The sequence below is a fragment of the Cutibacterium sp. LaCa_286 genome (assembly GCF_057198075.1).
Map to the genome: position 1 here is coordinate 395467 of NZ_CP191091.1, position 25170 is coordinate 420636.

The following is a 25170-nucleotide window of genomic DNA, read 5'->3' on the forward strand; positions in this document are numbered from 1 at the left end:
GCGACAGTCCCAAGCCTGCAGTGCAGGTGGTGACGAGACATGTCTGACATAGCGACCAACATCATTCTGGTCTTCGTCTTCATCATCATCGGCGGTGTCTTCGCTGCCGCCGAGATCTCCCTGGTGAGCCTGCGGGACTCCCAGGTCAAACAACTCGAGGCAACTCGCGGCAAACGCGGTCGAGTGATCGCACGACTCACCGAGAACCCCAATCTGTTCCTCTCGGCCGTCCAGATCGGCGTGACCCTTTCCGGTTTCCTCTCGGCAGCGTTCGGTGCCTCGGTGCTCTCCCAGCATCTGGCCCCCGTGTTCGTGGGATGGGGAATGTCGGCGGGACTCGCCAACACCCTGGCCCTCATCGTCATCACGGTGGTGATTTCGTACTTCTCCATCGTCATCGGCGAATTGACCTCGAAGCGGCTGGCGATGCAACGGGCTGAGGCGTTCTCCCTCGCCCTGGCCCCCATGGTCAGCGGTATCGCGACGGCGTTCCGACCAGTGATCTGGTTCCTCGGTGTGTCCACCGACGTGCTCGTCAGGATCCTGGGAGGCGACCCCCACGCAGCTCGTGAGGACATCACCGACGAGGAGCTGCGATCGATGGTGTCGTCCTCGTCGACGCTCGGCGATGAGGAACGGCACATCCTGGACGACGTCTTCGATGCCGGCCAGACCTCGCTGCGGGAGGTCATGGTGCCGCGCACCGAGGTGGACTTCCTCGCCGGTGACCTCACCGCCTCCCAGGCAGCCCAGGTGGTCGGGGACGGGGCCCATTCCCGCTACCCGGTCACCGATGGCAACGTCGATCACATCCTCGGGTTCATCCACATCCGTGACCTCCTCGACATGGATCCGGCCGAGCGTCACGCCAAGGTGCGTCAGATCGTGCGGCCCGTGCTGTCGATACCCGACTCGGTCAAGGTGCTCAAGGCCATGTCGGAGATGCGCCGAGCGAACTCACACCTGGCCATCGTTCTCGACGAGTACGGCGGTACGGCGGGAATCGTCACCCTGGAGGACATCGTCGAGGAGATCGTCGGCGACATCACCGACGAGTACGACGAGATCGAACCCTCCGACGCCATGCACACCCGACTCCGGGACATCGACGGCCTCATGACCCTGGAGGAGTTCACCGACCGAGTGGGGCTCGTGATGCCCGAGGGGCCCTACGACACGGTGGCCGGATTCCTTATGGCACGGACCGGGCAGATGCCAGCCGTGGGACAGCAGGTGCGCTGTCACCTGTCGCCGGTCAACCAGCCCGACGACGAGGACGAGGACCCCAATGTCGAGCTCACTGTCATCGAGCTGGACGGACGTCGCGCCTCCTGGCTGCGGCTGAAGCGGCTGGACGGAGCGGCCATGGAAGGAGCGGTACCCACCGTCACAGCGCGTCCGCAAGGTCCGCATGTCTCCGAGATGCCGCACAGTGGGGGCGGCGCTCCACGTGCCGACGAGGCGAGTGGACCGACCACCGGGCCAGCACAGCCTGAGGACGGTGGGCCAGCCGGTGGGGTCGCTGATGACGACGGCGTATCGTCCGGGCAGGTCGGCAGGGCAACCCTCTCCTGATGCAGCGATCACGTCTGGACCAGCCAGATGTGCACGGCGGGCCGATGCGCTGTTGGCGACTCAGCCGCCATGAGGTGCCGAGAGGTGCCGAAGAATCATCGAAGGGTTAACATTTGATGGCTCGATGTGGTTTTTCGGGTTCGGTTCCATCGCTCCATTCTCAGTCAGGAGACAGTCCGTGAAGAAGAAGTTTCTCGCCATCCCAGCGGTCGTCGTCAGCGCTGCGATGGCCATGACTGGCTGTGCCAAGGCTCCCGACGAGGAGCCCGCCAAGGACACCTCGGCGGCCAGCTCCTCGTCCGGCACCGGCTCGACGGCCAAGTCCGACGTCAAGGCCTGCATGGTCTCCGACACCGCCGGTTTCACCGACAAGTCCTTCAACCAGACCTCCTTGGCGGGCCTGGAGCGTGCCGAGAAGGAACTCGGTGTGAAGATCGCCAAGGTGGAGTCCAAGAGCGACAAGGACTACGCCGTCAACATCAAGTCCCTCGTCGACACCAAGTGTGATCTCATCGTCTCGGTCGGGTTCCTGCTCGACAAGACCACCGTCGCTGCTGCCAAGGAGAACCCGAACGTCAAGTTCGCCATCGTCGACGACCAGCCCCAGGGCGCTCCCAACAACCTCAAGCCACTCATCTTCAACACCGCCCAGTCCTCCTTCGAAGCGGGCTACCTGGCAGCCGCCCTCACCAAGACCGGCAAGGTCGGCACCTTCGGCGGCATGAAGATCCCGACCGTGACGATCTTCATGGACGGCTTCGCCCAGGGTGTCGAGTACTACAACAAGCAGAAGGGCAAGGACGTCAAGGTCCTCGGCTGGAACGCCAAGTCCCAGGACGGCCAGTTCGTGCCGCAGCCCGACCCATTCCAGAACGTGGCTGGTGGCAAGTCCACTGCGCAGACCCTGCTCAACCAGGGCGCCGACATCATCCTGCCGGTCGCCGGCAATGCGGGCAATGGTGCTCTGCAGGCGGTCAAGGCCTCCGGCGGCAAGTCCAACGTCATCTGGGTGGACGCCGATGGCTGCAGGACCCAGGCGTCCTACTGCGACAACATCATCACCTCGGTGTACAAGGGCATGGACGTGGCCGTGTTCGACGCCGTCAAGGCGGTCAAGGACGGCAAGTTCAACGGCGACCCCTACATCGGCTCCCTGGCGGACAAGGGCACCGGCCTGTCCGACTTCCACACCTTCGACTCCAAGGTTCCTGCCGACGTCAGGAAGGAGCTGAAGACCGTGGAGAAGGACATCGCCTCCGGCAAGATCAAGATCGTCTCGGCGGCCCAGCCCCTGAAGTGATCGATCCCCAGCCATCCCGAGGCCCGGGGCACCGGGCCCCGGGACACCCTTCCCCCGGGGGGAACCACAGCTGCGCGGACATGGAAGGATGAACGCGTGTCCACTGCCACCGATGAGAGCCTTGCGTCCTCACTGCACGATGCTTCCCAGCCCCCGCTGGAGTCCGGCCTGTCGCTGCGCGGGGTCACCAAACGATTCGGCACCCTCACGGCCAATGACCACATCGACCTGGACATGGTTCCGGGACGAATCCACTGCCTGCTCGGTGAGAACGGGGCCGGCAAGTCGACCCTCATGAACATCCTCTACGGCCTGCTCGACTCCGACGAGGGGCAGGTGTTCATCGACGGGACGCAGCAGCACTTCGCCAATCCCAGGCAGGCCATGGCGGCTGGCATCGGCATGGTGCACCAGCACTTCATGCTCGTCGACGTCTTCACCGTTGCCGAGAACATCGTCCTGGGGCGTGAGGAGACCACGGCCGGGGTGCTGTCGATGCGACGAGCCCGTCGCAAGGTCACCGAGCTCTCGGACCGCTATCACCTCGACGTCAACCCCGACTCGGTCGTCGAGAACCTGCCGGTGGGCATCCAGCAGCGCGTCGAGATCCTCAAGGCCCTCACCAATGACGCAAAGTACCTCATCTTCGACGAGCCCACCGCCGTGCTCACACCCCAGGAGATCGACGAGCTCATGGCCGTCATGCGCATGCTGCGCGACGAGGGACGTGCCATCGTCTTCATCACCCACAAGCTTCGCGAGGTGCGTGAGATCGCCGACGACATCACCGTCATCCGGCGCGGCCGGATCGTCGGGCAGGCCCATCCGGACGACACCGAGGCCGAACTGGCCGAGATGATGGTGGGACGTGCCGTGCAGTTGGTCGTCGACAAGCCGGAGGCGCACACCACCACCCCGCGCCTGCAGGTGGAGGGTCTCACCGTGGCCGACGACACCGGTGCCGTCGTCGTCGACGACGTCTCCTTCGAGGTGCGAGGCGGCGAGATTCTCTGCGTGGCAGGAGTGCAGGGCAATGGACAGACCGAGTTGGCCTCCGCCCTGCTCGGGACGATGCTGCCCACCGGCGGAACCATTCGCATCGACGGCAGACCGACCACGCACGCCGATCCGGCCAGTACCATCAAGGCAGGTCTGGGATTCGTGCCGGAGGATCGTCAACGCGACGGCTTCGTCGGCACATTCTCGGTGGCAGAAAACCTCGTGCTCAACCATGTCGAGCAGTACACCAGGGGCGGCAGCCTGCAGCTGGGCAGGATACGTGAGAACGCCCGGGAGCGGGTCGCGGAGTTCGACATCCGCACCCCGTCGATCAACCTGCCGGTGTCGTCCCTGTCGGGTGGCAACCAGCAGAAGGTCGTCCTGGCACGCGAACTGTCCCGTCCGCTGAGCGTGCTGGTGGCCTCCCAACCCACCCGTGGCGTGGACGTCGGGGCCATCGAGTTCCTGCACAAACGCATCGTCACCGAACGCGACAAGGGCACGGCCGTGCTCATCGTCTCCACCGAGCTCGACGAGATCGGGGCCCTGGCCGATCGGATCGCCGTCATGTACCGCGGCAGGATCGTCGGCATCGTGCCGGCCGGCACGCCACGGGAGGTCCTGGGCCTCATGATGGCTGGATTCAGCCACGAGGAGGCCACCGAGTCCACCGGCGCCTCGATCCCTGATCCGGCGCTCGGCCGGACCGTCCTCGAATCCGTCGCCCCGCAGACACCCGACACCGCGACACCAGAGGAGTCGAACCGATGAGCGATCGACCCATCCCACCAGAGTCGGCGTCGCGCCACGCCGACGGCCAGGGAGCCGACAGCCCAGCCGGCTCCACGAACACCGAGACCGCTCACGTGCCGATGGGGGCCGAGCCCCAGGCACAGAGTCCGGTGGCCCAGAGCGGGACACACTCCGCCGAGTCCCGGTCAACAGCCGGGCAGGCTGGCGTCGAACCAGCGCCACGACGCCGATTTCCGTGGAACGATTTCTGGGTGACGGTGGCAGCATTCGTGCTGGCCTTCGTCGTCTCGGCGATCATCATGGTGTTCTCCGACTCCGAGATCAACCGGGAATGGAACTACCTGTTCTCCCGCCCCGACGCGTTGCGAGACTCCTGGGACAAGATCTCCGCCGCCTACTCCGCCCTGTTCGAGGGGGCGTTCGGCTCGTGGCAGGCCATCACGGCGACGACCGCCCAGGCCGCACCGCTCATCTGCGCCGGCCTTGCCATCGGACTGGGCTTCAAGGCCGGCCTGTTCAACATCGGTGGCCAGGGCCAGGCCATCGCCGGGGCGACGATGTCTGCCTGGGTGGGATTCAACTTCCACGGGTTGGCGCTGGTGCCACACCTGTTGCTCGCCATCCTTGCCGGATTCGTGGCAGGTGCCCTCTGGGGTGGGATCGCCGGGGCCCTCAAGGCCCGTGCTGGAGCCAACGAGGTCATCGTCACCATCATGCTCAACTACATCGCCAGCGGCATCCTCGCCTGGCTGCTCACCACGACGGCGTTCCAGATGCCCGGACGCAGCGACCCGATCGCCCCGATCGTTGACTGGAATGCCACCTTCCCACGGGTGGAGGGCACCCAGCTGCACCTGGGCTTCTTCCTGGCGCTGCTCACTGCCGTCATCACTTGGTGGTTGCTGGAGCGCACCGCGTTGGGCTTCCACATCAAGGCGGTGGGGACGAATCCGCATGCCGCTGCCACTGCTGGCATGCGCACCAACCGGGTCGTCGTCCGCACGATGCTCATCTCGGGTGGCCTGGCCGGCCTGGCCGGGGTCGAGGTGGCGCTGGGGCCGATCTCGGGTGCCACCCCCACCCAGCTGTCCATCGGGTTGGTGGGCACCATCGGTTTCGACGCCATCACCGTGGCCCTGCTGGGGCGCTCCAACCCGTTCGGCATCATCCTGGCCGGTCTGTTCTGGGGTGCGATGAACCAGGGCGGTCTACGCATGCAGGCCCTGGCGCAGACCTCTCTGGATCTCGTGAGCGTCATCCAGGCGGTGATCGTCATGTTCGTCGCGGCGCCGATGCTCGTCCGGACGATCCTGCCGTTCCTCAGAACCGGCCGCCAACGCAGGCACACGCAGGACACATCCATCCAGACCACGTCCAACTCAGGAGCGGTGGCATGACGACTGGTGACACGATGCTCTCGTCCCCCGGGCAGGCTGCCCCTGCCCCAGACTCGGCACAGGAGGTGCATCTGGCGAGGATCGAGTCGCGGGAGGCCCGCAGCCACCGCATCTCCACGTCGATCCTCATCGCCATCATGGCCGTGCTCATGCTGGCTCTCGTACCTCGCACCTCGGGAACCGCGCAGTTCTCGTTCCTGGATTCCCTGAGTGGCAAGGACCTCGGAACGGCCAAGCTGCCAGGTCTGCCGACCGTGCTCGTCAGCGGCATCCTGTGCGCCCTCGCCGCCGTGGCCTTCGCCTTCAAGCGCTCCCACGGATGGATCGGTACCATCGCCGGAGTCGTCGCCGGTGTCACGGTCGTCGTCGGGCTGCTCACCTGGGCCGCTGCCGGGGCCAGCCTGCCCTTCCAGGTCTCCAGTCAGCTCGAGGGAACGATCTCGCTGGCCACTCCGTTGATCCTCGGCGCCCTGTGCGGCGTCATGTGTGAGCGTTCGGGCGTCGTCAACGTCGCCATCGAGGGGCAGATGCTCACGGCAGCGTTCGCTGCGGCCCTCGTCGGCTCGATGACCCAGTCCATCGCAGCGGCCCTCGTCGCCGCCGTGCTGGCCGGTGTGCTCATGGGTGCCCTGCTGGCCCTGTTCACCATCAAGTATCTGGTCGACGAGGTGGTCATGGGGGTCGTCGTCAACCTCTTCGCCAGCGGCCTGACCGGGTTCCTCTTCAACCAGCTGCTCGTCACCGACGCCGAGAAGTACAATGCGGCACCGATCATGGAACCGATCGCCATCCCGGGACTGTCGAGGATCCCGTTCCTCGGACCGATCCTCTTCAACCAGACGGTTCTGGTGTACATCGGGTTCCTGTGCATCGCACTGGTGTGGTTCCTGCTGTGGCGTACCCGGTGGGGGCTGCGAATCCGTTCGGTGGGGGAGCACCCGGAGGCCGCCGACACGGTGGGCATCTCGGTGACGGCGGTGCGCTGGTCGGCGGTCCTGGTCGGCGGCGTCTTCGCCGGGCTGGGCGGGGCGTACTTCACCATCGGCACGGTGGGGGCGTTCTCCAAGAACATCACGGTCGGCAACGGCTTCATCGCCCTGGCGGCGCTCATCATGGGACGCTGGAAGCCGGGCCAGGCGGCGCTCATGGCGTTGTTCTTCAGCTTCGTCACCCAGCTGTCCACCGAACTCGGGCCGTTGGGCACCCCGATGCCCAGCCAGGTGCTCCTGCTGCTGCCCTACATCGCCACCATCGTCGCCGTGGCCGGCCTCGTCGGCAAGGTCCGTGCCCCGGCTGCCGACGGCACCCCGTTCGTCAAGGAGTGATCCGTAGATGCGTGGTGACGGCTCGGCAGGTGACAGTTCGGGGCTGCGCAACGGCTCCGGGGCGCGGCAGGAGGGCTCGCTGGCAGGGGACGCCCCGTCTGGGAGAGCCCCTGGGGCGAGCACCGATCCTGAGCCGCACAGCGAAACTGCATCGCCACGTGATCCGAGGATCAACTGGGACGACCTCGTTGCCCTCGCCCACCACATGACGCAGCTGTCATACTGTCCCTACTCGCACTACCGGGTGGGGGCGGCCGGTCTGGCTGCCGACGGGCGTGTGGTGCGTGGCTGCAATGTGGAGAACGCCGCCTACGGCGTCGCCCTGTGTGCGGAGTGCGGGCTCGTCAGCGATCTGGTCGCCGGCGGGGGAGGCAGGCTCCTCGCCTTCGTCTGCGTCGACGCCGACGGCGCGCCGATCATGCCGTGTGGTCGATGCCGCCAGCTGCTGTGGGAGCACGGTGGACCCGATCTGCTCGTCTGGACCCCGAAGGGCGTCATGACGATGGCCGACGTCCTTCCCCAGGCCTTCGACGCGACGGACCTCGGCAAGACCGTGAGCAGTCCCGCAACGCTGGGAGAAGGTTGAGGGCGAGGCCCCGCACCGTCGAGGATCGGATCCGAGGCGGGAGTGTCACCGGAGTCGTGGGGCCGGGCTGCCCCGGTGGCGTACCGTGCATTGATCCCACCGACCGACGGCAACGGGCCCCACACCGATGAGGAGTGGGGCCCGTGTCGCAAGGAGGCGAAGGTCAGGAGATTCGCTCGGTGGTCTCCTGGCTGAAGACGTGGACATTGCTCGGGTCGATGACCAGACGCACCTGCTCACCGTGCTGCGGTGGACGGCGCGAGGAGATGCGGGCCACGATCTGGCGGGAAGCATCCTCGACGTCGGCATGGTCGGCACCCGTGAGGGTTCCGTAGAGATAGGCGTCGGCGCCAAGCTCTTCGACGACGGCGACGTCCAAACCAATGCCCTCCTCGCCCAGGCTGAAGGACTCGGGACGAATTCCCAGGGTGAGGGTGGTCTCGTTGGGAGCCTTGTCGAGCACCTCACGGGCCACCGGTACCACGTAGTCGCCCACCTGGACACCACCGTCGACGACGGTGCCGTCAATGAGGTTCATGGCCGGCGATCCGATGAATCCGGCGACGAAGAGGTTCTTGGGGGTGTCGTAGAGGGCCAGTGGGGAGTCGACCTGCTGCAGGACGCCGTCACTCATGACGGCCACCCGATCACCCATGGTCATGGCCTCGACCTGGTCGTGGGTGACGTAGACGGTGGTGACGCCCAGCCGCTGCTGCAGGGCGGCGATCTGGGTACGGGTCTGCACACGCAGTTTGGCATCGAGGTTCGACAGCGGCTCGTCCATGAGGAACACCTGCGGGTTGCGCACGATGGCACGGCCCATCGCCACACGCTGCCGTTGACCACCGGAGAGGGCCTTGGGCTTGCGATTGAGGAAGTCCTCCAGCCCCAGCAGCTTGGCGGCCTCCAGGACGCGCTGCTGGCGTTCGGCCTTGGGAACGTTCTGCATCTTCAGCGCGAAGCCCATGTTGTCGGCCACGGTCATGTGGGGGTACAGGGCGTAGTTCTGGAAGACCATGGCAATGTCGCGGTCCTTGGGCGGCAGATCGGTGACATCACGATCCCCGATCCAGATGGACCCGGCGTTGACCTCCTCCAGGCCGGCCAGCATGCGCAGCGAGGTGGACTTGCCGCAGCCGGAGGGTCCGACGAGGACCATGAACTCACCGTCGCCGATCTCGAGGTCCAGCTTGTTGACGGCGGCGTGGTCCGTGCCCGGGTAGACGCGGGTCGCTTCCTTGTACTCAACGGTTGCCATGACCGTACATTCCTTTCCACGGGCAGGTACGTGCCCGACGATCCGAGTGGAAGTTCAGACGGGGCAGGGCCATTCCTGCACGACCGTCTGGCGTTGCACTGCAAAACCGTGCAGCTGGTCCCAGTGTAGTCGGTGACACCGGGCAACGCGGCCGATCTCGTTGCCAGGGGCTCAGCACTCGACGATGTTGACGGCCAGACCTCCGCGGGCGGTCTCCTTGTACTTGTCCTTCATGTCCCGGCCGGTCTCCACCATCGTCCTCATCACCTGATCGAGGCTGACGATCTGCTGTCCATCGCCGGTCATGGCCAACCGGGCCGCTGTCACTGCCTTGATGGCTCCGACGGCATTGCGCTCGATGCACGGGATCTGCACCAGACCTCCCACCGGATCGCAAGTGAGGCCCAGGTGGTGCTCGAGGCCGATCTCGGCGGCATTGCACACCTGCGCCGGGTTGCCACCCATCACCTGTGCCAGGCCGGCGGCAGCCATCGAGCAGGCCACGCCCACCTCTCCCTGGCAGCCGACCTCGGCGCCGGAGATCGACGCGGACTGCTGGTAGATGGCCCCGATCGCCCCGGCGACGAGCAGGAAATCGATGATGGCGGCGTCATCGCCCTGATCGACCCCTGGGGTGCCCGAGTCGGTGTCGCTGTGTGGGTTGAGGAACTTGAGGACGAATTCCAGCGCCGACGGTACGATCCCGGCGGCTCCGTTGGTGGGCGCGGTGACCAGACGCCCCCCGGCGGCGTTCTCCTCGTTGACGGCCAGGGCCCACACCGTCAACCAGTCCATCGAGTCGAACGGGTCCTGACGGGTTCCGATGCGCTTCTCACGGGCGACGAGGTCGCTGTAGGCGCGCTTGGCACGCCGGCGCACGTGCAGCCCGCCAGGCAGCACACCGGAGTGCGAGCAGCCGGCCTCGATGCAGGAGTGCATGACGTCGTGGATGTGCAGCAGCTCCTGGGCGACGTCCATCTGCGGGTTGAGTGCCTGCTCATTGGCCATGGTGATCTCGGGGATCGTCATGCGATTGTCCGAGCACTGCTGCAACAGCTCGGCGCCGGTGCGGAACGGGTGGGGCACCGCACGGGAGTCCGCGACGATCGCGGGGTGATTGTCCTCACCGTGCTCGACGACGAACCCGCCACCGATCGAGTAGAAGGTGCGTTCGCACAGCACCTCGTCACCGATCCAGGCGGTGAAGGTCATGCCGTTGGGGTGGAAGGGCAACGACTTGGTGCGGTACAGGACGAGATCGGACTCGTCGAAGAAGTCGATCTCGTGGTTCACCTCGTGGGCGGCGTTGAGGACGATCCGCTTGGTGGAGCGAATCTCGGCGTCGCGGAGCGGGGTGCGGTCGGTGTCGACGGTGGCGGGTTCCTCGCCCTCCAGCCCGAGCAGGACGGCAGACTCCGACCCGTGCCCGTGTCCGGTGGCTCCCAACGAGCCGAACAATTCGGCACGTACCCTGCTCACCTGGTCGAACCGGGGATCGGTCGCCAGGTCGGTCACGAACACGTTGGCGGCCCTCATTGGTCCCACCGTGTGCGAGCTCGACGGCCCGATCCCAATCTTGAAGATGTCGAAGACGCTCACTGCCACGTCACCAGTCTGCCTCATCTCGGCATGTCGTGGGCGACTATGCGCCGTTGTGTCCGGCAACGACCACCTGGCTCGCGTCGGACAGCGTGTTCCGGGGCCTGCCGAATCGGTGCGGTCGTGGGCAGACAGATCGTGGCGAGACCGGGGAGATGCTGGTGAGATTCGATGTCGGCCGGTCGCTCCAGGACAGGTCATGGGGAGACGGGGGAGATGTCGCCGCGAGGCAGTGGAGCTGCGCGGTGGTGTGGGGCCTTTTTCGGAGGTTCACCCACTCTGGCGTCTGGTGCCGCTTGGGGAGTGCAAGGAGTTGGGGTGGTGTGGTCGGCCCGACGTACAATGTCGACCATGACGACGTTCGTTGCTCGCAACATTCGTGACGACCTTTCCGGGTCTGCCCCGGAGCCGGGATACCGAGTGCTCGTCGATCGCCTCTGGCCGCGTGGGGTGCGCAAGGCGGATGCCGCACTTGACGAGACGGCCAAGGAGCTCACCCCGAGCACCGAGCTGCGCCAGGCATTCCATCACGGGGAGCTGGACTTCGACACCTTCGCCGCGCGGTACCGTGCCGAACTCGACGACTCCGACGAACCGTCCGCCTTCGTCGACCGGGTCAAGGACGAGGACGTCGTCGTCCTGCTGTACGGAGCCGCTGATCGGGAACACAACCATGCCCTGGTGCTGCGCGACCACCTGGCCGAACTTTCCGACTGAGCCCGCAGCCGCGGTTTTCCTCGTGCGATGTCGATGTGCTGACGACTCCGATTTACTGCGACGGGGCATGTGTTGGGTACCCTGAGCCTCATGGAGAATGCCCCGGAGCCGTCATCCTCCTCGCCCGGTGACATCCGCGAGGACAGGGACGACACGTGCACCGATGATCCGCGTGACGACCTGACGTGCACCGATGCGACCTCTGCAGATGATCTGCATGGCAGGGCCGATGACGATCCGGGCGACGAGAGCCCCTGGTGGGACGACCCCGGAATGCCGTGGAAGCACAAGCCGGGCAAGTCCGACTACTGGTGCATGGGCTGGATCGGATTCCTGGGGCTGTTCTCCTTGGCCATGCTCCCCCTGCGTGGCTGGCTGCTCGGCCTGAGCCCCCAGGTGCTGCTCGGAGTCACCGGGTCGCGTACCGGAGCCGCTGCGACCGGCGCCCTCGTGTCGGTGGGGAAGGCCAGACACTGGTACTGGTGGATGCTGCTCGGCTCGCTCATGTCCATCAAGCTCGACTGGGTGTACTGGTGGGCCGGCAAGCTGTGGGGACGCGGCATGATCGAGGTCTGGGCCGGTGCCTCGGAACGATCGGCGAAGAACTACGAGCGCATGGAACGGTGGGCCATCAAACTCGGGTGGCTCGGCATCCTCGTGGCCTACCTTCCCATCCCCCTGCCACTCATGCCCGTGATCTTCGTCCTTGCCGGGGCGTCGGGAATGTCGATCCTGAGATTCGTCATCCTCGACTTCGTGGCCGCCACGGTGTGGAACGGTGGATTCATCCTGGCTGGCTACGCCATCGGCGACCCGGCAGTGGACGTGCTCAACGGCTATGCCAAGATCGCCAACTGGGTGGCCCTTGGCTTGGTTGCCGTCGTCGTGGTCATCATCATGAGACGCTCCGCCAAGAACGCCAAGGGCGGAGCCAGTCGGAAGGCTGGAACCGGGCACACGGCTGACGACCCCGGGTCCGGGCGATCCGACGCGGTGCAGGCTGGCGGCAGCGCCCGCGCGGCAGAAGCCTCCGGAGTCGGGGACTCCCAGGATAGTGTCATGTCCCGAGCTCCTCGCCGGGCGCAGAACCCGGACTGAGAGTCACTCCACCTCGTCGAGCGCCGCACGATAGCCTCGTGCGGCGTCGTCATTGAACGCCACGAGCAGCACCCGCGCCACGACGTCGGCGGCGAACGTGCCGCACGCCCGAACCGCGATCCGAGTGGCGACGTCCATCGGGCAGCCGTACGCCCCTGCCGAGATCGTCGGGAAGGCCACGCTGTGAGCTCCCAGGTTCTCGGCCAGGGTGAGGCTCCTCGTGTAGCACGAGGCCAGCAGCTGCTCATCATGCACCGTTCCACTCCAGATCGGCCCGACGGTGTGTATCACCCAGCGGCACGGCAGGTCTCCGGCGTCGGTGGCGACGGCGTCGCCGGTGGGCAACCCATCTGGTAGCTGGGTCGTGCGCAGTTCCCGGCACTGTGCGGCCAGGCTCGGCCCGGCAGCACGGTGAATCGCGCCGTCCACCCCGCCACCGCCTGCCAGGGCGCGATTCGCGGCATTGACGACGGCGTCCACCGCCAGGGTGGTGATGTCGGCTCCGACGATGTCCAGCTGTGCGGCGCTCATGGTCGATCCCTTCCCATGACAATTGTCATGCCCAAGTCCTGACGTGTGACCATGGTGTCACGGCGCGGATCCGACGACCATTGACATCATGAAGTCAGCCACGCCACGTCCTGGGCACACGGACAACGCGATCGAGGTCAATGACCTCGTCAAATCCTTTCGACGTCCGGGCCATTCACCGCTCCGAGCCGTCGACCACGTCTGCCTGACCATTCCAACCGGCAGCATCGTCGCAGTGCTGGGCCCCAACGGGGCCGGCAAGAGCACCACCATCGACATGATCCTGGGAATGATCGCACCGACCCACGGCACGGTGTCGATCCTCGGCCACGCTCCGCAGGACGCGGCACGCAGTGGCCGTGTCGGTGTCGTCTTCCAGGGTGGCGGTCTCCTGCCCGACTTCACGGTGCGCGAGACCCTCGAGGTCATTGCCGCCGCACACGGCGCGAGTGATCACGTGGCGCAGATGATCGAGGAATGGAATCTAGCCGACATCGCGGGAACCAAGGTCAAGAAGTGCTCCGGTGGCCAGCAGCAGCGGCTGCGCTTCGCCATGGCTCTGGTCAGCCAGCCAGAGCTCATCATCCTCGACGAGCCGACGACCGGTCTGGACGTCGAGGCGCGACGGCACTTCTGGCAGAAGATGCGCGAACAGGCCAAGCAGGGCCGCACCATCGTCTTCGCCACCCACTACCTGCGCGAGGCCGACGTCTTCGCCGAGCGAGTCGTGCTCATGGCCCACGGACGCATCGTCGCCGATGGCCCCGTCGACGAGATCCGAGGCTTGGTGGCCGGGTCGCGTGTCGAGTTCACGACCGATGAGGCGGCAGACCTTGCTGAGCGAGTGCGGTCCTTCCCCGGTACCAGTGAGGTGAACCAGGAGGGCAGCCGTCTGGAGGTACGCACCAGCAATTCCGACGAGCTCGCCCGTTTCCTGCTCGACGACACGACGGCACACGACCTGCGCATCAGCACGAACAGCCTGGAGGACGTGTTCGTGCAACTCACCAGCGATGAGGAGCAATCATGAAGACCTACATTCGTCTCGACCTGCGCCGTATGCTGCGCGACCCCGGCACGGTGATCTTTGCCATCATCATGCCCCTGGGCATGTACCTCCTCTTCGGACCGCTGCAGGACTACTCGTCCGAGGAGGTCGCACACGGGAACGTGGGTGCACTCATCATGGCGTCGATGGGATGTTACGGCGCGCTGCTGGCCGTCACCGCACTTGCCGCCGAGTCGGCCCACGAACAGGGCCGTGGCTGGAACCGGCAACTCGCCATGACACCGATGACCCCGGGGCGGTACATCGCCGCCAAGACGATTGCGATCCAGCTGGTGGCCATAGCCCCGATCGCCCTGGTCTTCATCGCGGGGGCCCTCACCGGGGCTCGGATCGACGGCTGGGGATGGCTCACCTCACCCCTGCTGTGCTGGATCTGCACCCTGCCGTTCAGCATGCTCGGTCTGGCCGTCGGCATGGCGATGCGCAGCGACTCCGCGTCCAATGTGGCGTCGTTCATCGTCGTTGCCGCAGCGTTCGTCGGCAATGCCTTCTCGCCGTTGAGTGGTGGCCTGTTGAAATTCGCCCACTGGACCCCGCTGTACGGCCCCAATCTGCTGGCACGCTGGCCGGTGGAGGGCGGATGGATCGCCGATGGTGACAAGATCGTCCACGACTCCGTTTGGTGGGGAATCGGCGGTGTGCTGGGATGGGCCGTCGTCTTCATGGCCCTGGCCTTCCTGGCCAGCAGGCGTCATCAGGACCGCTGAGCGTGACCCCTTGCCCTGACCGGCGACCAAGCTGCTGTGGAGGTCGCCGGTCTCGGAGCACCTGCTCCCGGTGTGTCGTGGCGCAGGGCCCCGCTTGGCCGCGTGCCCTGCCGTCCATCATGCTGAGATGGTCCACGGTGCACACCCATGAGAGGAAAGCATGAAGCTGGTCTCGACGCAGCAGGTTCCCCTGCCGATGGCTCGGGAGCGCCGACAGTCGGTGCTCTACGCGGCAGTCTGGATGGTCTTCGAGATCCTGGCGGTCGCTGGTCTGCTCGAGCCGCCAGCGGTACCGACGTGGCAGCTGGCGCTGGGGCTGTCGTGCGTCGCCGCGTTCTCCGTGACGTATCTGTGGATGTTCTACGTCAATCCGGACGGTGCGGAGTTGTGGGCGTCACGGCGGTTCGTGCGGCGTGGGGCGATCGGAGGATTCGGGCTGTTGTGGGTCCTCGTGGTGGCGCTGGGACTGGTTCGAGTGGGAGCCGCCGTCGCGCTCTTCCCATTCATCATCGCCTACGCGGCGTACACACTGCCGTACGTCGTCACGGCGCTCAACTGGGCCACGGGAGTGATTGCCGGACTGGGCATCTGGTGGACGGGCACCTTGCCGAGCGGGTGGCTGTTCAGCGTCGCGGTCTCCGCGGCCATCGTCACCGTCACCGGACTGCTCAGTCGATATCGCAGGCATGTGCAGGACCAGCTGCGCGCCGACAAGGAGATGGTCGTCCGGCTCACCGAACGGGAACGAATCGCCTCGGACATGCACGATCTGCTCGGCCAGACCCTCACCGTGACGGCGATGAAGGCGGAGCTGGTGCAACGACTGATACACACCTCACCCGACAAGGCCGTGACCGAGGCCCAGGAGGTGCAGCACCTGGCGCGCACTGCCCTGCACCAGGTGCGCGAGCTGGTGAGTCAACTGCATGAGGTGTCCCTGGACACCCAGCTGGTGGTGGCGCGTAGCGCGCTGCAGGCAGCCGGGATCGAGCCGAAGGTGGAGGACCACCGCAGTGCGGCTGCCCAGGACACCTCCCAGGATGACACCTTCGACTCGGTACGGGGGTGGGTGCTGCGGGAGGCGGTGACCAACGTCGTGCGACATTCCGGGGCCGCGCAGTGCCGGATGTGGATCGGCGACGAGAAGCTGTGCATATGCGACGACGGATCGGGCCTCGGTGACGCCGTCTGGGGCAATGGTCTGACGGGGATGCGTCGTCGCGTCGATGCCGCTGGGGGAGAGCTCACCGTGGGCCCTGGCCCGGACGGCCACGGAACCTGCGTCGGCGTGATCGGCTGAGCGCTGGGCACGGTAGCCCCTGCTGGGATGAGTCTCGGTGCCGGTGCCCCCGAGGTTCTCGGGTCGGCAGCGGAGGACATGGCAAGCTTGTCGACGTGATCAGGATTGCCGTGGCCGATGACCAGACGTTGGTGCGTGGAGCGCTGGCGGCACTTCTCGACATGGAGGACGACCTGCAGGTCGTCGGTAGTTGTGGTCGGGGTGACGAGGTCGTCGACATGGTGCAACGCACCAACCCCGATGTCTGCCTGCTCGACATCGAGATGCCCGGGATGGATGGCATCACCGTTGCCGAACACCTGGCGAGCACCGCCCCGACCTGTCGGGTGCTCATCGTCACCACCTTCGGACGACCCGGCTACCTACGACGCGCCATGGATGCTGGCGTGAGCGGATTCGTCGTCAAGGACACCCCGGCCGAGCAGCTCGCCAAGATGGTGCGCACGGTGCACGCCGGGCAACGCGTCATCGACCCCGATCTTGCCGCAGAGTCCCTCATGCAAGGCCACAACCCGCTCAGTGAGCGGGAGCAACAGGTGCTGCGGCTGGTCGAGGGCGGGGCATCGATGACGGCCATAGCCTCCGAGCTCTTCCTGTCGGTGGGCACGGTACGCAACCACGTCTCCTCGGCGATCCACAAGACGGGGGCCGCCAATCGCACCGAGGCGGCGGTGACGGCGCGGGGGCGCGGCTGGCTGTGAGGTGACGGTGTCCGAGGACCAGGTGGCATCTGCAGGGCTGCCGACGTCCAGAACGACGTTCCCACTTGTCGAACCGCAGTGACACGTACTGTTCATCTGCACGTCACCGAGTATGTGCCACCGCTTCTCCCGCGTCTCCTAGATTCGTGACCAGCCCGAGGTTCGTGGACCATCAGCTGCACAGGAGCATCCTCGGGGCCGTCGCAGCGGAGAGGCAGAGCGCGTGTCCAAGCCCGACACTGACGAAACGACCGACAAGACCCAGCAGAACCCCACCAAGCCGTCCCATCGGCGCCGCAACATCACCATCGGTGTCTCGGCTGCGCTCGTCCTCGCGTTGGGGACGACGGCAGCCATCGGTGCCGCCAATGGCACCTTCTGGGGCAAGCGCCACGTGGGCAGCGAGTACGAGGACGGCCTGCAGGTCTCCGACAACCAGGTGATCAAGCCGATCGGTGAGCGTCTGGTCACCAAGCACGGCAAGTTCATGGGGTCAGCGATCAGCCCGGACGGCAAGGTCCTGGCAGCGACCTCTGCCGATGGCAACCAGATCCTCCAGGTGTTCTCCCTGACCACCCACAAGCTCGTCTCCACCGTGGGCAAGATCGGCAAGGTCAAGGTGAAGGACGCCAGCGTCGGTCAGGGCGATCCCGCGTTCTCGCCCGACGGTCGGACGGTGGCCCTCGGGCAGAACACCGGCGTACGTCTGGTCACCCTAAGCAAGAGGGGCAAGGCCACCGGTACCGACTTCATCACCCTCGCGAACCAGGGTGAGAAGAAACCGTTGCCCGGCAAACCAGCCTTCTCCGCCGACGGCAAGACCCTCTACGTCCCGGTCAACGGGCAGAACAGCGTTGCCGCGATCGACCTCGGTACCAAGAAGGTGACCCACACCTGGCAGGTCGGTATCGCCCCGCGCGGAGTGCAGCTGGTCGGCAACAAGCTCTACGTGAGCAACGAGGGTGGACGCCAGGCCAACGGCACCGACAACACGATGAATTCCTACGGCACCGACGTGCCGGCCGACCCGTACCTGGGTACCTCCACCAACGGAACCCTGTCGACCATCGACGTCACCAAGCCCGATGCCAAGGTCGGCAGCATCCGGGTGGGCCTGCACCCCACCGCCATGCACTCGGTCGGCCACGCCCTGCTGGTGGCCAACACCGGCTCCGACACCGTCTCAGTGGTCGACACCCGCTCCGACAAGGTCGTCCAGACGATCGCCACCCAGCCCTACTCAGGTGCCAAGGTGGGCTACGAGCCGACCGGTGTCACCACCACCAAGGACGGCCACATCCTCGTCAGTCTGGGGCGCGCCAACGCGTTGGCCACCTTCACCTGGGATGAGAAGGACCCTCAGGAACCGGTGAAGTACATCGGTCTGCTGCCCACCGACTACTTCCCCGGCGAGGTGGGGATGGCCGGCGACGAGGTCGTCGTCACCAATGGGCGCGGCATCGATGCCCGCGGCTTCAAGCAGTTCTTCCCAGAAGGACGGCATACCAAACCCGTCATTGGTCACGGAACCCATTCCACGACGGGCTCCCTCACCTGGTTCCGTATGCCGGCCGACAGCGAGATCGGCAAGAAGTGGACCAGCACCGTCTTCCACCAGAACGCCTGGACCAACGACAACACCGCGAAGTCCAAGGACTCCAAGGCCAAGCCCGTGCCGGTGCCTGCCCGGGTCGGTGACCTGTCGACGATCAAGCACGTCTTCCTCATCGTCAAGGAGAATCGCACCTACGACCAGATGTACGGTGACGACTCCCGCGGCGACGGCGATCCCAAGCTCGCCCAGTTCGGTGGTGCCGTGAGTCCCAACCAGCACCTCATCAACAAGCAGTTCGGGCTCTACGACAACGTCTACGACATCGGCACCAACTCTGCCGAGGGACACAACTGGCTCATGCAGGGCGACGATCCGGAATACACCGAGACGAACTCCGGTGCCTACCAGCGTTCCTACGAGACTGAGGACGACGTGCTGGGCCACCAGCGTTCCGGGTTCCTGTGGACGTCGGTGCAGTCGGCCGGCAACACTGTGAAGAATTTTGGGGAGTTCACTTTGGATATGGACAAACCCAAGGAGGCCAAATGGCAAGATTACTATTGTGCAGCGAAGTCGGTAGCGAGTGGAAGTGATCCGGCTCGGCTGACGACGCCTGAGCTCAAGATCTCCAATCATTCCAAGATTCCGTCCTTGGACAAGGTGACTTCGCATACGTTTCCGGAGTTTGACACCAATATTCCCGACATTTACCGCGTCCAGTTGTGGAAGCAGGACTTCGAGAAGAACGGTCCGGCCAACCTCAACATGATGTGGCTGTCGAGTGACCACACCGGTGGCACTCCCAACGCTCGCGCCCAGGTGGCCGACTCCGACCTGTCCACTGGCCAGATCGTCGACACCATCTCCCACTCCAAGTACTGGAAGGACTCGGTGATCTTCGTCGTCGAGGACGACTCCCAGGATGGCGCCGACCACATCGACGGGCATCGCTCGGCCACCCAGGTGATCAGCCCGTGGGCGATCCACGGCACGGTGAACAGCACCTACTACTCGCAGATCAACGTGGTGCGCACCATCCAGCAGATCCTCGGTGCCGAACCGCTGAACCAGAAACTGGCCGCCGCCACCCCGATGTACGACGCCTTCGTCAAGGATCCCGACTACACGCCGTTCACGGCCGTGCCCAACGAGATCCCGCTCACCGAGAACGTCAAGCCCACCCCGGCCTGCGGGCCTGACAAGGCCAAGGGCGACGGGGCTGCCACGACGGTGCCTGCCAACATGAAGTCCATCGCCAAGAAGTGGGAGGACTGGCGCATCCATCAGCCATTCATCACTGAAAATGAGGAGGACTCCGTCGATCCGGTGCTCATGAACCGGTTCACCTGGTACAACGCCCACTTCTTCCGCACCCCCTACCCGGGTGACTCCACGATCTACACCCCTGACCAGGTGCCCGGTGCCGGCAAGGACGTCAAGGACGAGGACGACATCGACGTCATGCTCGGCAAGGATGATGACGATGACGACGAGAAGGAGGAGAAGGCCGAGGCCGGCAAGGCCGACAGCCATGATCACCACGACGCCGACGACGATGACGAGAAGGAGGAGAAGGGGGAGCGCTGAGCAGGCGTGAGCCGAACCCTCGTCAATTCGTGCCAGGGGCCGTTGGTCCCGGGCACGAGTGCGTGTGACCGAGTGCGTGTGACGGAGTGTGCATGGGGTTGGTCGGACGTGCAGCGCGGCAGGTGGGAGCCGTCTCATCGACCCGACACGGCTTGACTCGACGTGCACACCGGCCTCGGCACGGCTTGACTCGGCACGGGTCTCATCGCCTCGGTAGGTGTGCGTGTCAGACGCTGACCGCCGAAGCTGGGTTTTCGAGGCCACCGACGCTGGGGGTCCAGGTCACGAAGCTGGGGCTCCGAGGCCACCGACGCTGAGAGCCCAAGGTCACAGCCCATCGTCACCACTGCCTTGTGGGTACCTGCTTCGTTGAGTACTTGTCGGGAACTGCCGAACGAGTGGCCGGGGCGCACCCCGGCCACGGGATATCCGGGCGGTCGCGCCATCACGTTCAGGCTGCGACCGTCAAGAGGCTCAACGACGGGTGGAGTGAATCATGGCCGTTCCCACCAGCATGGCGATGAATCCCACGATCACGGCGCACAGACCAAAGACATTGATCGTCGTCGGATCGGTGAAGGCCAGGAACGAGACGATTCCACCAGCGAGAACCACGCAGCCAATGCCGTGAACCATCCGCGAGGCGCGCGATCCGGGACCGCGGACTGAAGCGATGAGGCCAAGGATGCAGGCAACCGCTGCCACGACTGCGAAAATACTGGTGTGGAGCACCGATCCGCCCGGTGCCGTCGCGAAGCTTGTCCCGGTGGCCGCCATGATGATGACGAGGACGAGGAGCAACACCACCAACCCCGAGGACAGCACTGAGTAGTCACCGGTTGGGCGGTTGGAATTCATCATGGCTACAGCATATATATATATGCTGGTTGTGTCATTCGGTGTCGTACTCACCGTCACGCAGTGCGGCAAGATCCACCTCGCGCTCCATGACGGCCCCGTTGCCGATGGTGAGGTCCCAGTCGAGATGACGGTGGCTGCGCCCGTCCAGGACGCCGAGGATGACGCGCATCGTGTCGCCGTGGGTGACGAGGACGATCTCGCCGTCGGCAGGGGAATCGACGGTGAGGAAACTGCGTGTCCGTGCCGTGACGTCGGCCAAGGACTCCCCGCCGCCCCAGCGCACGTCGGCGACGTCGATCCCGGGTGGGGCAGACTCGGGGGTGAGCTCCTCGGGCAACTTGCCCTCCATGCGCCCCAGCGCCTGCTCGCGCAGTCGTGCGTCGGTTGCCACGGCCACCCCGAGGGCACGCGCGATGGGTTCGGCGGTCTGCACGGCACGCAGCTGGTCCGACGAGATCACGGCAGTACCCGGCGCGACGAGTTCGACCACCCTGCGGGCCGCCTGCTCGGCCTGGGCACGTCCCAGATCGGTGAGGGGCACGTGCATGGTCTGACCCTGCAGCCGATGCTCCAGGTTCCAGGTCGACTGGCCGTGGCGGACGAGGACGATGTGTGTCACGCACCGAGCGTAGCCCCTGCGAGCAGTGGAGCGAATGCGACCGGAACCCGGCGGTGCGCACCAAGTAGGCTGGCCACATGTCGTTGAAACCGCATCGTCGCACCGCCCTGGGGCTGGTGGGCAGGGCTGCCGGAATCGCTGCGGGAGTCGTCGCCGACCGCATCGTCGGCGATCCCGAGCGTCATCACCCGGTGGCTGTTTACGGAAACGCCGTCTCCCGTGCCGAACGCCGGTGGTACGCCGACTCGGTGCCTCGTGGGGCCGTCTTCACCGTTGGTGCTCTCACCCCGTTGGCCGTCACCGGCCTGGTCGTCGACGTCGCGACCCGACGTCACCCGGGCTGGCGAGTGCTCACCACCGCCGTGGCCACCTGGGCCGTCGTGGGAGCCCAGTCCCTCTCACGTGAGGGGCGAGCCATGTCCGACGTGCTGGCCTGCGGCGACCTCGACGCGGCACGGCACCGTCTACCACATCTGTGCGGCCGAGACCCCGAGGCCCTCGATGCCCCCCAGATCGCCCGCGGCACGGTGGAGTCCATGGCCGAGAACACGTCCGACGCCGCCGTCGCCTCGATCCTCTGGTGCGCGGTGGGCGGACTGCCCGCCATGCTCGTGCACCGCGGCTCCAACACCCTGGACGCCATGATCGGCCACCACAACGACCGTTACGAGAACTTCGGCAAGGTCGCAGCCAAGCTCGACGATGCGCTCAACTGGCTACCAGCCCGTCTCACTGGGGCGCTGGCCGCCCTCTGCGCCCCCGAGGTGGGTGGTGACCGCAGCCACACCTGGGCGACGGTGCGCGCCGAGCACGACCACCATCCCAGCCCCAACGGCGGCTGGTGCGAGGCGGCCTGGGCCGCCGCCCTGGCCGTGCAGCTGGGCGGGCGAAACGTCTACTACGGCAACCGGGTCGAGTTCCGGCCACTGCTGGGATCCGGGCCGCTGCCCGACGCCGCGGCGGTGCATGACGCCGCCCGTCTGGTGAACCTGGTGACCGGGGCAGCCACCCTCACCGCCGTGGGCGGATTGGCGAGCCTGGCCCATGTGCTGTTCCACGGTGGCGTCGTCCCACGGTCCGTCGCGTCACGACCAGCACACCGAACTGCACGCTCATACCGCAGGATCACTGCACGGGCACCCCGGAGGAGCGTTCCACGATCGACCCATCGAGCAGGCAGGAGACAGCCATGACCGGAATCCTCGTCGCCGGAACCTCCTCGGACGCCGGCAAGTCACTCGTCGTCACCGCCCTGTGTCGTGCAGCAGTGCGTCAAGGGATCGACGTCGTGCCGTTCAAGGCGCAGAACATGAGCAACAACTCCATGGTGTGCGCCGACGGCTCGGAGATCGGTCGGGCACAGTACCTGCAGGCCGCCGCTGCCCGGGTGCAGCCCAGCTCGGCGATGAACCCGGTGCTGCTCAAACCCGGCACCGACCGGCGCTCGTTCATCGTGCTGCGTGGCCAACCCGGCGGAGTGCTGGAGGCCGGCCAGTACACCACCGGGCGGCAGGCCCTTGCCGAGGCGGCCTGGGCGGCCTACGACGAGCTCGCCGCAGCACACGACCTTGTCATCTGCGAAGGTGCCGGGTCGCCTGCCGAGATCAACCTGCGCTCCGGGGACTACACGAACATGGGTCTGGCCAGACAGAAGAACCTTCCGGTGGTGCTCGTGGGAGACATCGACCGTGGCGGGGTGCTCGCCTCGATCTACGGCACCTGGGGGCTGCTCGACGACGCCGACCGTGCTCTGCTGGCCGGCTACCTCATCAACAAGTTCCGTGGTGACGACTCGGTCCTCGCCCCCGGGTTGGCTGAGATCACCCGGCGCACCGGGCTCCCCAGTTTCGGAGTGCTGCCGTGGGTGCCCGGGGTGTGGTTGGACGGCGAGGACGCCCTGGAGGTCGGACGCTGGCGTCACGAGGGCGACGCCGTCGACCCGACAGCCCTGCGAGTGGCCGTCGTGCGCTTCCCACGAATCTCCAATGCCACCGACGTCGACGCCCTGGCCGGTGAGACCGGTGTGGACGTGCAGGTGACGACCAACCCGGCCACCTGCGCCGCCGCCGACATCGTCGTCCTGCCCGGATCGCGCTCGACGATCGACGACCTGGCCTGGTTGCGCAGCACCGGTATTGCCGAGGTGGTGGCCGAACGCGCCGCGCAGGGTCGCACCGTCGTCGGCATCTGCGGAGGCTACCAAATGCTTGCGCGCACCATCGACGACCCACAGGGGCAGGAGGTTGCCGGGGGAGCGCAGGTGCCGGGACTCGGCCTGCTGCCGGTGGATGTCGACTTCGCCGCCGAGAAGACGTTGACCCTCTCGCACGGCACGTGGCAGGGCATCGAGGTCGGTGGGTACGAGATCCACCACGGCACCACCACTGCCGATGCCGGTTCAGAGCCGTTCCTCGACGGGGTCCACGTCGGATCGGTGTGGGGGACGATGTGGCACGGTGCCTTCGAACACGACGATTTCCGGCGCACCTGGCTGGCCCAGGCCGCCCAGGTGGCCGGTTCGTCCTGGCGTCCGCACACCGACGAACTGGGCTACCAGGCTCGTCGGGAAGCCATGATCGACACCTTGGCCGACGCCCTCGTCGAGCATGTCGACGTGGATGCCCTGCTCACACTGGGGCGCTGAATCTGCGTGGTTCCACCCGCTATGCTCGGTGTGAGCGGTCGAAGTGGGAGGAAGTCGGTGTGAGTCCGGCGCGGTCCCGCCACTGTGAACCTGCAGATTGTGTCGATCTGCACGGTGCAGCCAGATACTCCGTCGATCGCAGCGCACATCATCGGGCGAGGAAACCTGAGGAGGCCATTGTGAACTCTGCCCCATCGAACCCACCCCGCACCCTGTACGGTGTCGGGGTTGGCCCCGGCGACCCCGAACTGGTCACACTGCGGGCCCAACGCATTCTGCAGGAGGCGGACGTCGTCCTCGTGCCGTCCACCGAGGCGTCCGCCGGAGGTATGGGGCGAGCCGAGGAGATCATTCGTGCGGCCTGCCCACACATGACGGGGCGTGTCCAGCCGGTGCCGTTCTCCATGGCCCAACGCCGTGGTCTGGGCACCAAACGGATCGAGTCGTGGCGGGCCTCGGCCGATTTCGCCGTGGACGCCTTCAACGACGGGGCACACAGTGTGGCCCTGGCCACCGTCGGAGACCCAGCCGTCTACTCGACGTTCACCTATCTGCGTGCCAACGTCGAGGAACGACTGCCCGATGTCGTCATCGCCCTCGTGCCCGGAATCACCGCCATGCAGGCCATCGCCGCCGCCGCCGGCACCCCACTGGTCGAGGGACGCGAGATCCTCGCCCTGGTGCCGGCCACCGTCGGCTCGGAGAAACTCGGTGAGGTGCTCGACGTCGTCGACTCCGTCACCGTCTACAAGGGTGGGCGCAAGATGCCCGAGGTGCTCGAGCAGATCCGCAAGCGGGGCCGTGACGCCATCATCGGCACCGACGTCTCCCTGCCGACCCAGCACCTGCTCGGTCTGGCCCAGGTGGAGGCCGACGAATCGGCCCCCTACTTCTCGACCGTCCTGTCCGTGCCCGAACGCACCGTCACCGGAGGAAAACTGTGAGCCCCACACCCACGCCGTCCACCCCCGAGCCCCCAGATGACCTCA

At 66.1% G+C, this 25170-nt stretch carries 19 protein-coding genes, 2 pseudogenes and 1 riboswitch; of the genes and pseudogenes, 16 read left to right on the forward strand and 5 right to left on the reverse strand.

All coding sequences use genetic code 11. From position 1 onward, the window contains the following. The first annotated feature begins 39 nt into the window (after positions 1–39). The 6 genes from ACP8JZ_RS01575 (at position 40) to ACP8JZ_RS01600 (ending at position 7935) form a co-directional block, all read left to right on the forward strand. Positions 40–1575, forward strand: a complete 1536-nt coding sequence (locus tag ACP8JZ_RS01575) for a hemolysin family protein (protein WP_484482584.1) — start codon at positions 40–42, stop codon at positions 1573–1575. Positions 1576–1753: 178 nt separating this feature from the next. Beyond that, positions 1754–2875, forward strand: a complete 1122-nt coding sequence (locus ACP8JZ_RS01580) for a BMP family lipoprotein (protein ID WP_484482585.1) — start codon at positions 1754–1756, stop codon at positions 2873–2875. Between the two features lie 132 nt (positions 2876–3007). After that, complete coding sequence (locus tag ACP8JZ_RS01585; protein WP_484482777.1) at positions 3008–4645, forward strand: ABC transporter ATP-binding protein; 1638 nt, start codon at positions 3008–3010, stop codon at positions 4643–4645. Further along, complete coding sequence (locus tag ACP8JZ_RS01590) at positions 4642–6024, forward strand: ABC transporter permease (RefSeq protein ID WP_484482586.1); 1383 nt, start codon at positions 4642–4644, stop codon at positions 6022–6024. Before ACP8JZ_RS01585 ends, ACP8JZ_RS01590 begins: the two co-directional genes overlap by 4 nt. Then, complete coding sequence (locus tag ACP8JZ_RS01595) at positions 6021–7349, forward strand: ABC transporter permease (protein WP_023034965.1); 1329 nt, start codon at positions 6021–6023, stop codon at positions 7347–7349. The genes ACP8JZ_RS01590 and ACP8JZ_RS01595 overlap by 4 nt, the downstream gene beginning before the upstream one ends. A gap of 169 nt (positions 7350–7518) precedes the next feature. After that, on the forward strand, positions 7519–7935 hold the full coding sequence (locus ACP8JZ_RS01600; RefSeq protein ID WP_484482778.1) for a cytidine deaminase: 417 nt from the start codon (positions 7519–7521) through the stop codon (positions 7933–7935). A 163-nt stretch (positions 7936–8098) separates the two neighbouring features. Here ACP8JZ_RS01600 and ACP8JZ_RS01605 read toward each other — a convergent pair whose 3' ends face one another. Next, complete coding sequence (locus tag ACP8JZ_RS01605; RefSeq protein ID WP_277101739.1) at positions 8099–9193, reverse strand: ABC transporter ATP-binding protein; 1095 nt, start codon at positions 9191–9193, stop codon at positions 8099–8101. 171 nt (positions 9194–9364) lie between these two features. After that, positions 9365–10816, reverse strand: coding sequence for an L-serine ammonia-lyase (locus ACP8JZ_RS01610; protein WP_323461333.1), 1452 nt, complete (start codon positions 10814–10816; stop codon positions 9365–9367). Between the two features lie 327 nt (positions 10817–11143). Between ACP8JZ_RS01610 and ACP8JZ_RS01615 the strand changes: the two genes are divergently transcribed. Both ACP8JZ_RS01615 and ACP8JZ_RS01620 read left to right on the forward strand, forming a co-directional pair. Further along, positions 11144–11509, forward strand: a complete 366-nt coding sequence (locus ACP8JZ_RS01615; RefSeq protein ID WP_277101741.1) for a DUF488 domain-containing protein — start codon at positions 11144–11146, stop codon at positions 11507–11509. Between the two features lie 90 nt (positions 11510–11599). Next, a pseudogene (locus ACP8JZ_RS01620) lies at positions 11600–12430 on the forward strand (DedA family protein); the annotation flags it as partial. Positions 12431–12610: 180 nt separating this feature from the next. On the opposite strand, the gene ACP8JZ_RS01625 reads toward ACP8JZ_RS01620, so the two are convergent. Then, complete coding sequence (locus tag ACP8JZ_RS01625; protein ID WP_484482587.1) at positions 12611–13138, reverse strand: O-acetyl-ADP-ribose deacetylase; 528 nt, start codon at positions 13136–13138, stop codon at positions 12611–12613. An 88-nt stretch (positions 13139–13226) separates the two neighbouring features. On the opposite strand from ACP8JZ_RS01625, the gene ACP8JZ_RS01630 reads away from it, so the two are divergent. The 5 genes from ACP8JZ_RS01630 to ACP8JZ_RS01650 all read left to right on the forward strand — a co-directional run bounded on the left by ACP8JZ_RS01630 (position 13227) and on the right by ACP8JZ_RS01650 (position 20057). Beyond that, a complete protein-coding gene (locus ACP8JZ_RS01630; RefSeq protein WP_484482588.1) occupies positions 13227–14168 on the forward strand; it encodes an ABC transporter ATP-binding protein in 942 nt (313 codons plus the stop codon). Continuing rightward, positions 14165–14914 carry an ABC transporter permease gene (locus tag ACP8JZ_RS01635; protein WP_306516834.1) on the forward strand — a complete coding sequence of 250 codons (750 nt, stop codon included), beginning with the start codon at positions 14165–14167 and terminating at the stop codon, positions 14912–14914. Before ACP8JZ_RS01630 ends, ACP8JZ_RS01635 begins: the two co-directional genes overlap by 4 nt. A gap of 160 nt (positions 14915–15074) precedes the next feature. Continuing rightward, positions 15075–16214, forward strand: a complete 1140-nt coding sequence (locus tag ACP8JZ_RS01640) for a sensor histidine kinase (RefSeq protein WP_023034972.1) — start codon at positions 15075–15077, stop codon at positions 16212–16214. Between the two features lie 95 nt (positions 16215–16309). Further along, a complete protein-coding gene (locus tag ACP8JZ_RS01645) occupies positions 16310–16915 on the forward strand; it encodes a response regulator transcription factor (protein WP_306516833.1) in 606 nt (201 codons plus the stop codon). A gap of 223 nt (positions 16916–17138) precedes the next feature. Beyond that, positions 17139–20057: a bifunctional YncE family protein/alkaline phosphatase family protein gene (locus ACP8JZ_RS01650; protein WP_484482589.1), complete on the forward strand. Its 2919-nt coding sequence runs from the start codon at positions 17139–17141 to the stop codon at positions 20055–20057. 474 nt (positions 20058–20531) lie between these two features. Here the strand turns inward: ACP8JZ_RS01650 and ACP8JZ_RS01655 are convergent, their stop codons facing one another. Together ACP8JZ_RS01655 and ACP8JZ_RS01660 are read right to left on the reverse strand one after the other, a co-directional pair. Then, positions 20532–20918 (reverse strand): hypothetical protein, encoded by a 387-nt coding sequence (locus tag ACP8JZ_RS01655; protein WP_306516831.1) that lies wholly within the window; start codon positions 20916–20918, stop codon positions 20532–20534. Between the two features lie 31 nt (positions 20919–20949). Further along, positions 20950–21537: a histidine phosphatase family protein gene (locus tag ACP8JZ_RS01660; RefSeq protein ID WP_306516830.1), complete on the reverse strand. Its 588-nt coding sequence runs from the start codon at positions 21535–21537 to the stop codon at positions 20950–20952. Between the two features lie 191 nt (positions 21538–21728). Between ACP8JZ_RS01660 and ACP8JZ_RS01665 the strand changes: the two are divergent. From ACP8JZ_RS01665 to cobI, 3 genes and pseudogenes are all read left to right on the forward strand, one after another. Further along, positions 21729–22640 (forward strand): annotated as a pseudogene (locus ACP8JZ_RS01665) (cobalamin biosynthesis protein CobD/CbiB); the annotation flags it as partial. Positions 22641–22726: 86 nt separating this feature from the next. Continuing rightward, positions 22727–24181: a cobyric acid synthase gene (locus tag ACP8JZ_RS01670; RefSeq protein WP_306516829.1), complete on the forward strand. Its 1455-nt coding sequence runs from the start codon at positions 22727–22729 to the stop codon at positions 24179–24181. A 9-nt stretch (positions 24182–24190) separates the two neighbouring features. Further along, a riboswitch (cobalamin riboswitch) is annotated at positions 24191–24332 on the forward strand. Positions 24333–24360: 28 nt separating this feature from the next. Beyond that, the gene (cobI, locus tag ACP8JZ_RS01675; protein WP_306516828.1) at positions 24361–25125 is read left to right on the forward strand and encodes a precorrin-2 C(20)-methyltransferase; all 765 of its coding nucleotides are present in this window, start codon (positions 24361–24363) and stop codon (positions 25123–25125) included. The last annotated feature ends 45 nt before the right edge of the window (positions 25126–25170 follow it).

Bases quoted from the DNA above. Each gene is read 5' to 3' on its own strand.
- ACP8JZ_RS01670 (WP_306516829.1), top strand. From the start codon at position 22,727: ATGACCGGAATCCTCGTCGCCGGAACCTCCTCGGACGCCGGCAAGTCA.
- ACP8JZ_RS01630 (WP_484482588.1), top strand. From the start codon at position 13,227: ATGAAGTCAGCCACGCCACGTCCTGGGCACACGGACAACGCGATCGAG.
- ACP8JZ_RS01595 (WP_023034965.1), top strand. From the start codon at position 6,021: ATGACGACTGGTGACACGATGCTCTCGTCCCCCGGGCAGGCTGCCCCT.
- ACP8JZ_RS01590 (WP_484482586.1), top strand. From the start codon at position 4,642: ATGAGCGATCGACCCATCCCACCAGAGTCGGCGTCGCGCCACGCCGAC.
- ACP8JZ_RS01610 (WP_323461333.1), bottom strand. From the start codon at position 10,816: ATGAGGCAGACTGGTGACGTGGCAGTGAGCGTCTTCGACATCTTCAAG.
- ACP8JZ_RS01655 (WP_306516831.1), bottom strand. From the start codon at position 20,918: ATGATGAATTCCAACCGCCCAACCGGTGACTACTCAGTGCTGTCCTCG.
- ACP8JZ_RS01575 (WP_484482584.1), top strand. From the start codon at position 40: ATGTCTGACATAGCGACCAACATCATTCTGGTCTTCGTCTTCATCATC.
- ACP8JZ_RS01640 (WP_023034972.1), top strand. From the start codon at position 15,075: ATGAAGCTGGTCTCGACGCAGCAGGTTCCCCTGCCGATGGCTCGGGAG.
- ACP8JZ_RS01625 (WP_484482587.1), bottom strand. From the start codon at position 13,138: ATGAGCGCCGCACAGCTGGACATCGTCGGAGCCGACATCACCACCCTG.
- ACP8JZ_RS01605 (WP_277101739.1), bottom strand. From the start codon at position 9,193: ATGGCAACCGTTGAGTACAAGGAAGCGACCCGCGTCTACCCGGGCACG.
- ACP8JZ_RS01635 (WP_306516834.1), top strand. From the start codon at position 14,165: ATGAAGACCTACATTCGTCTCGACCTGCGCCGTATGCTGCGCGACCCC.
- ACP8JZ_RS01615 (WP_277101741.1), top strand. From the start codon at position 11,144: ATGACGACGTTCGTTGCTCGCAACATTCGTGACGACCTTTCCGGGTCT.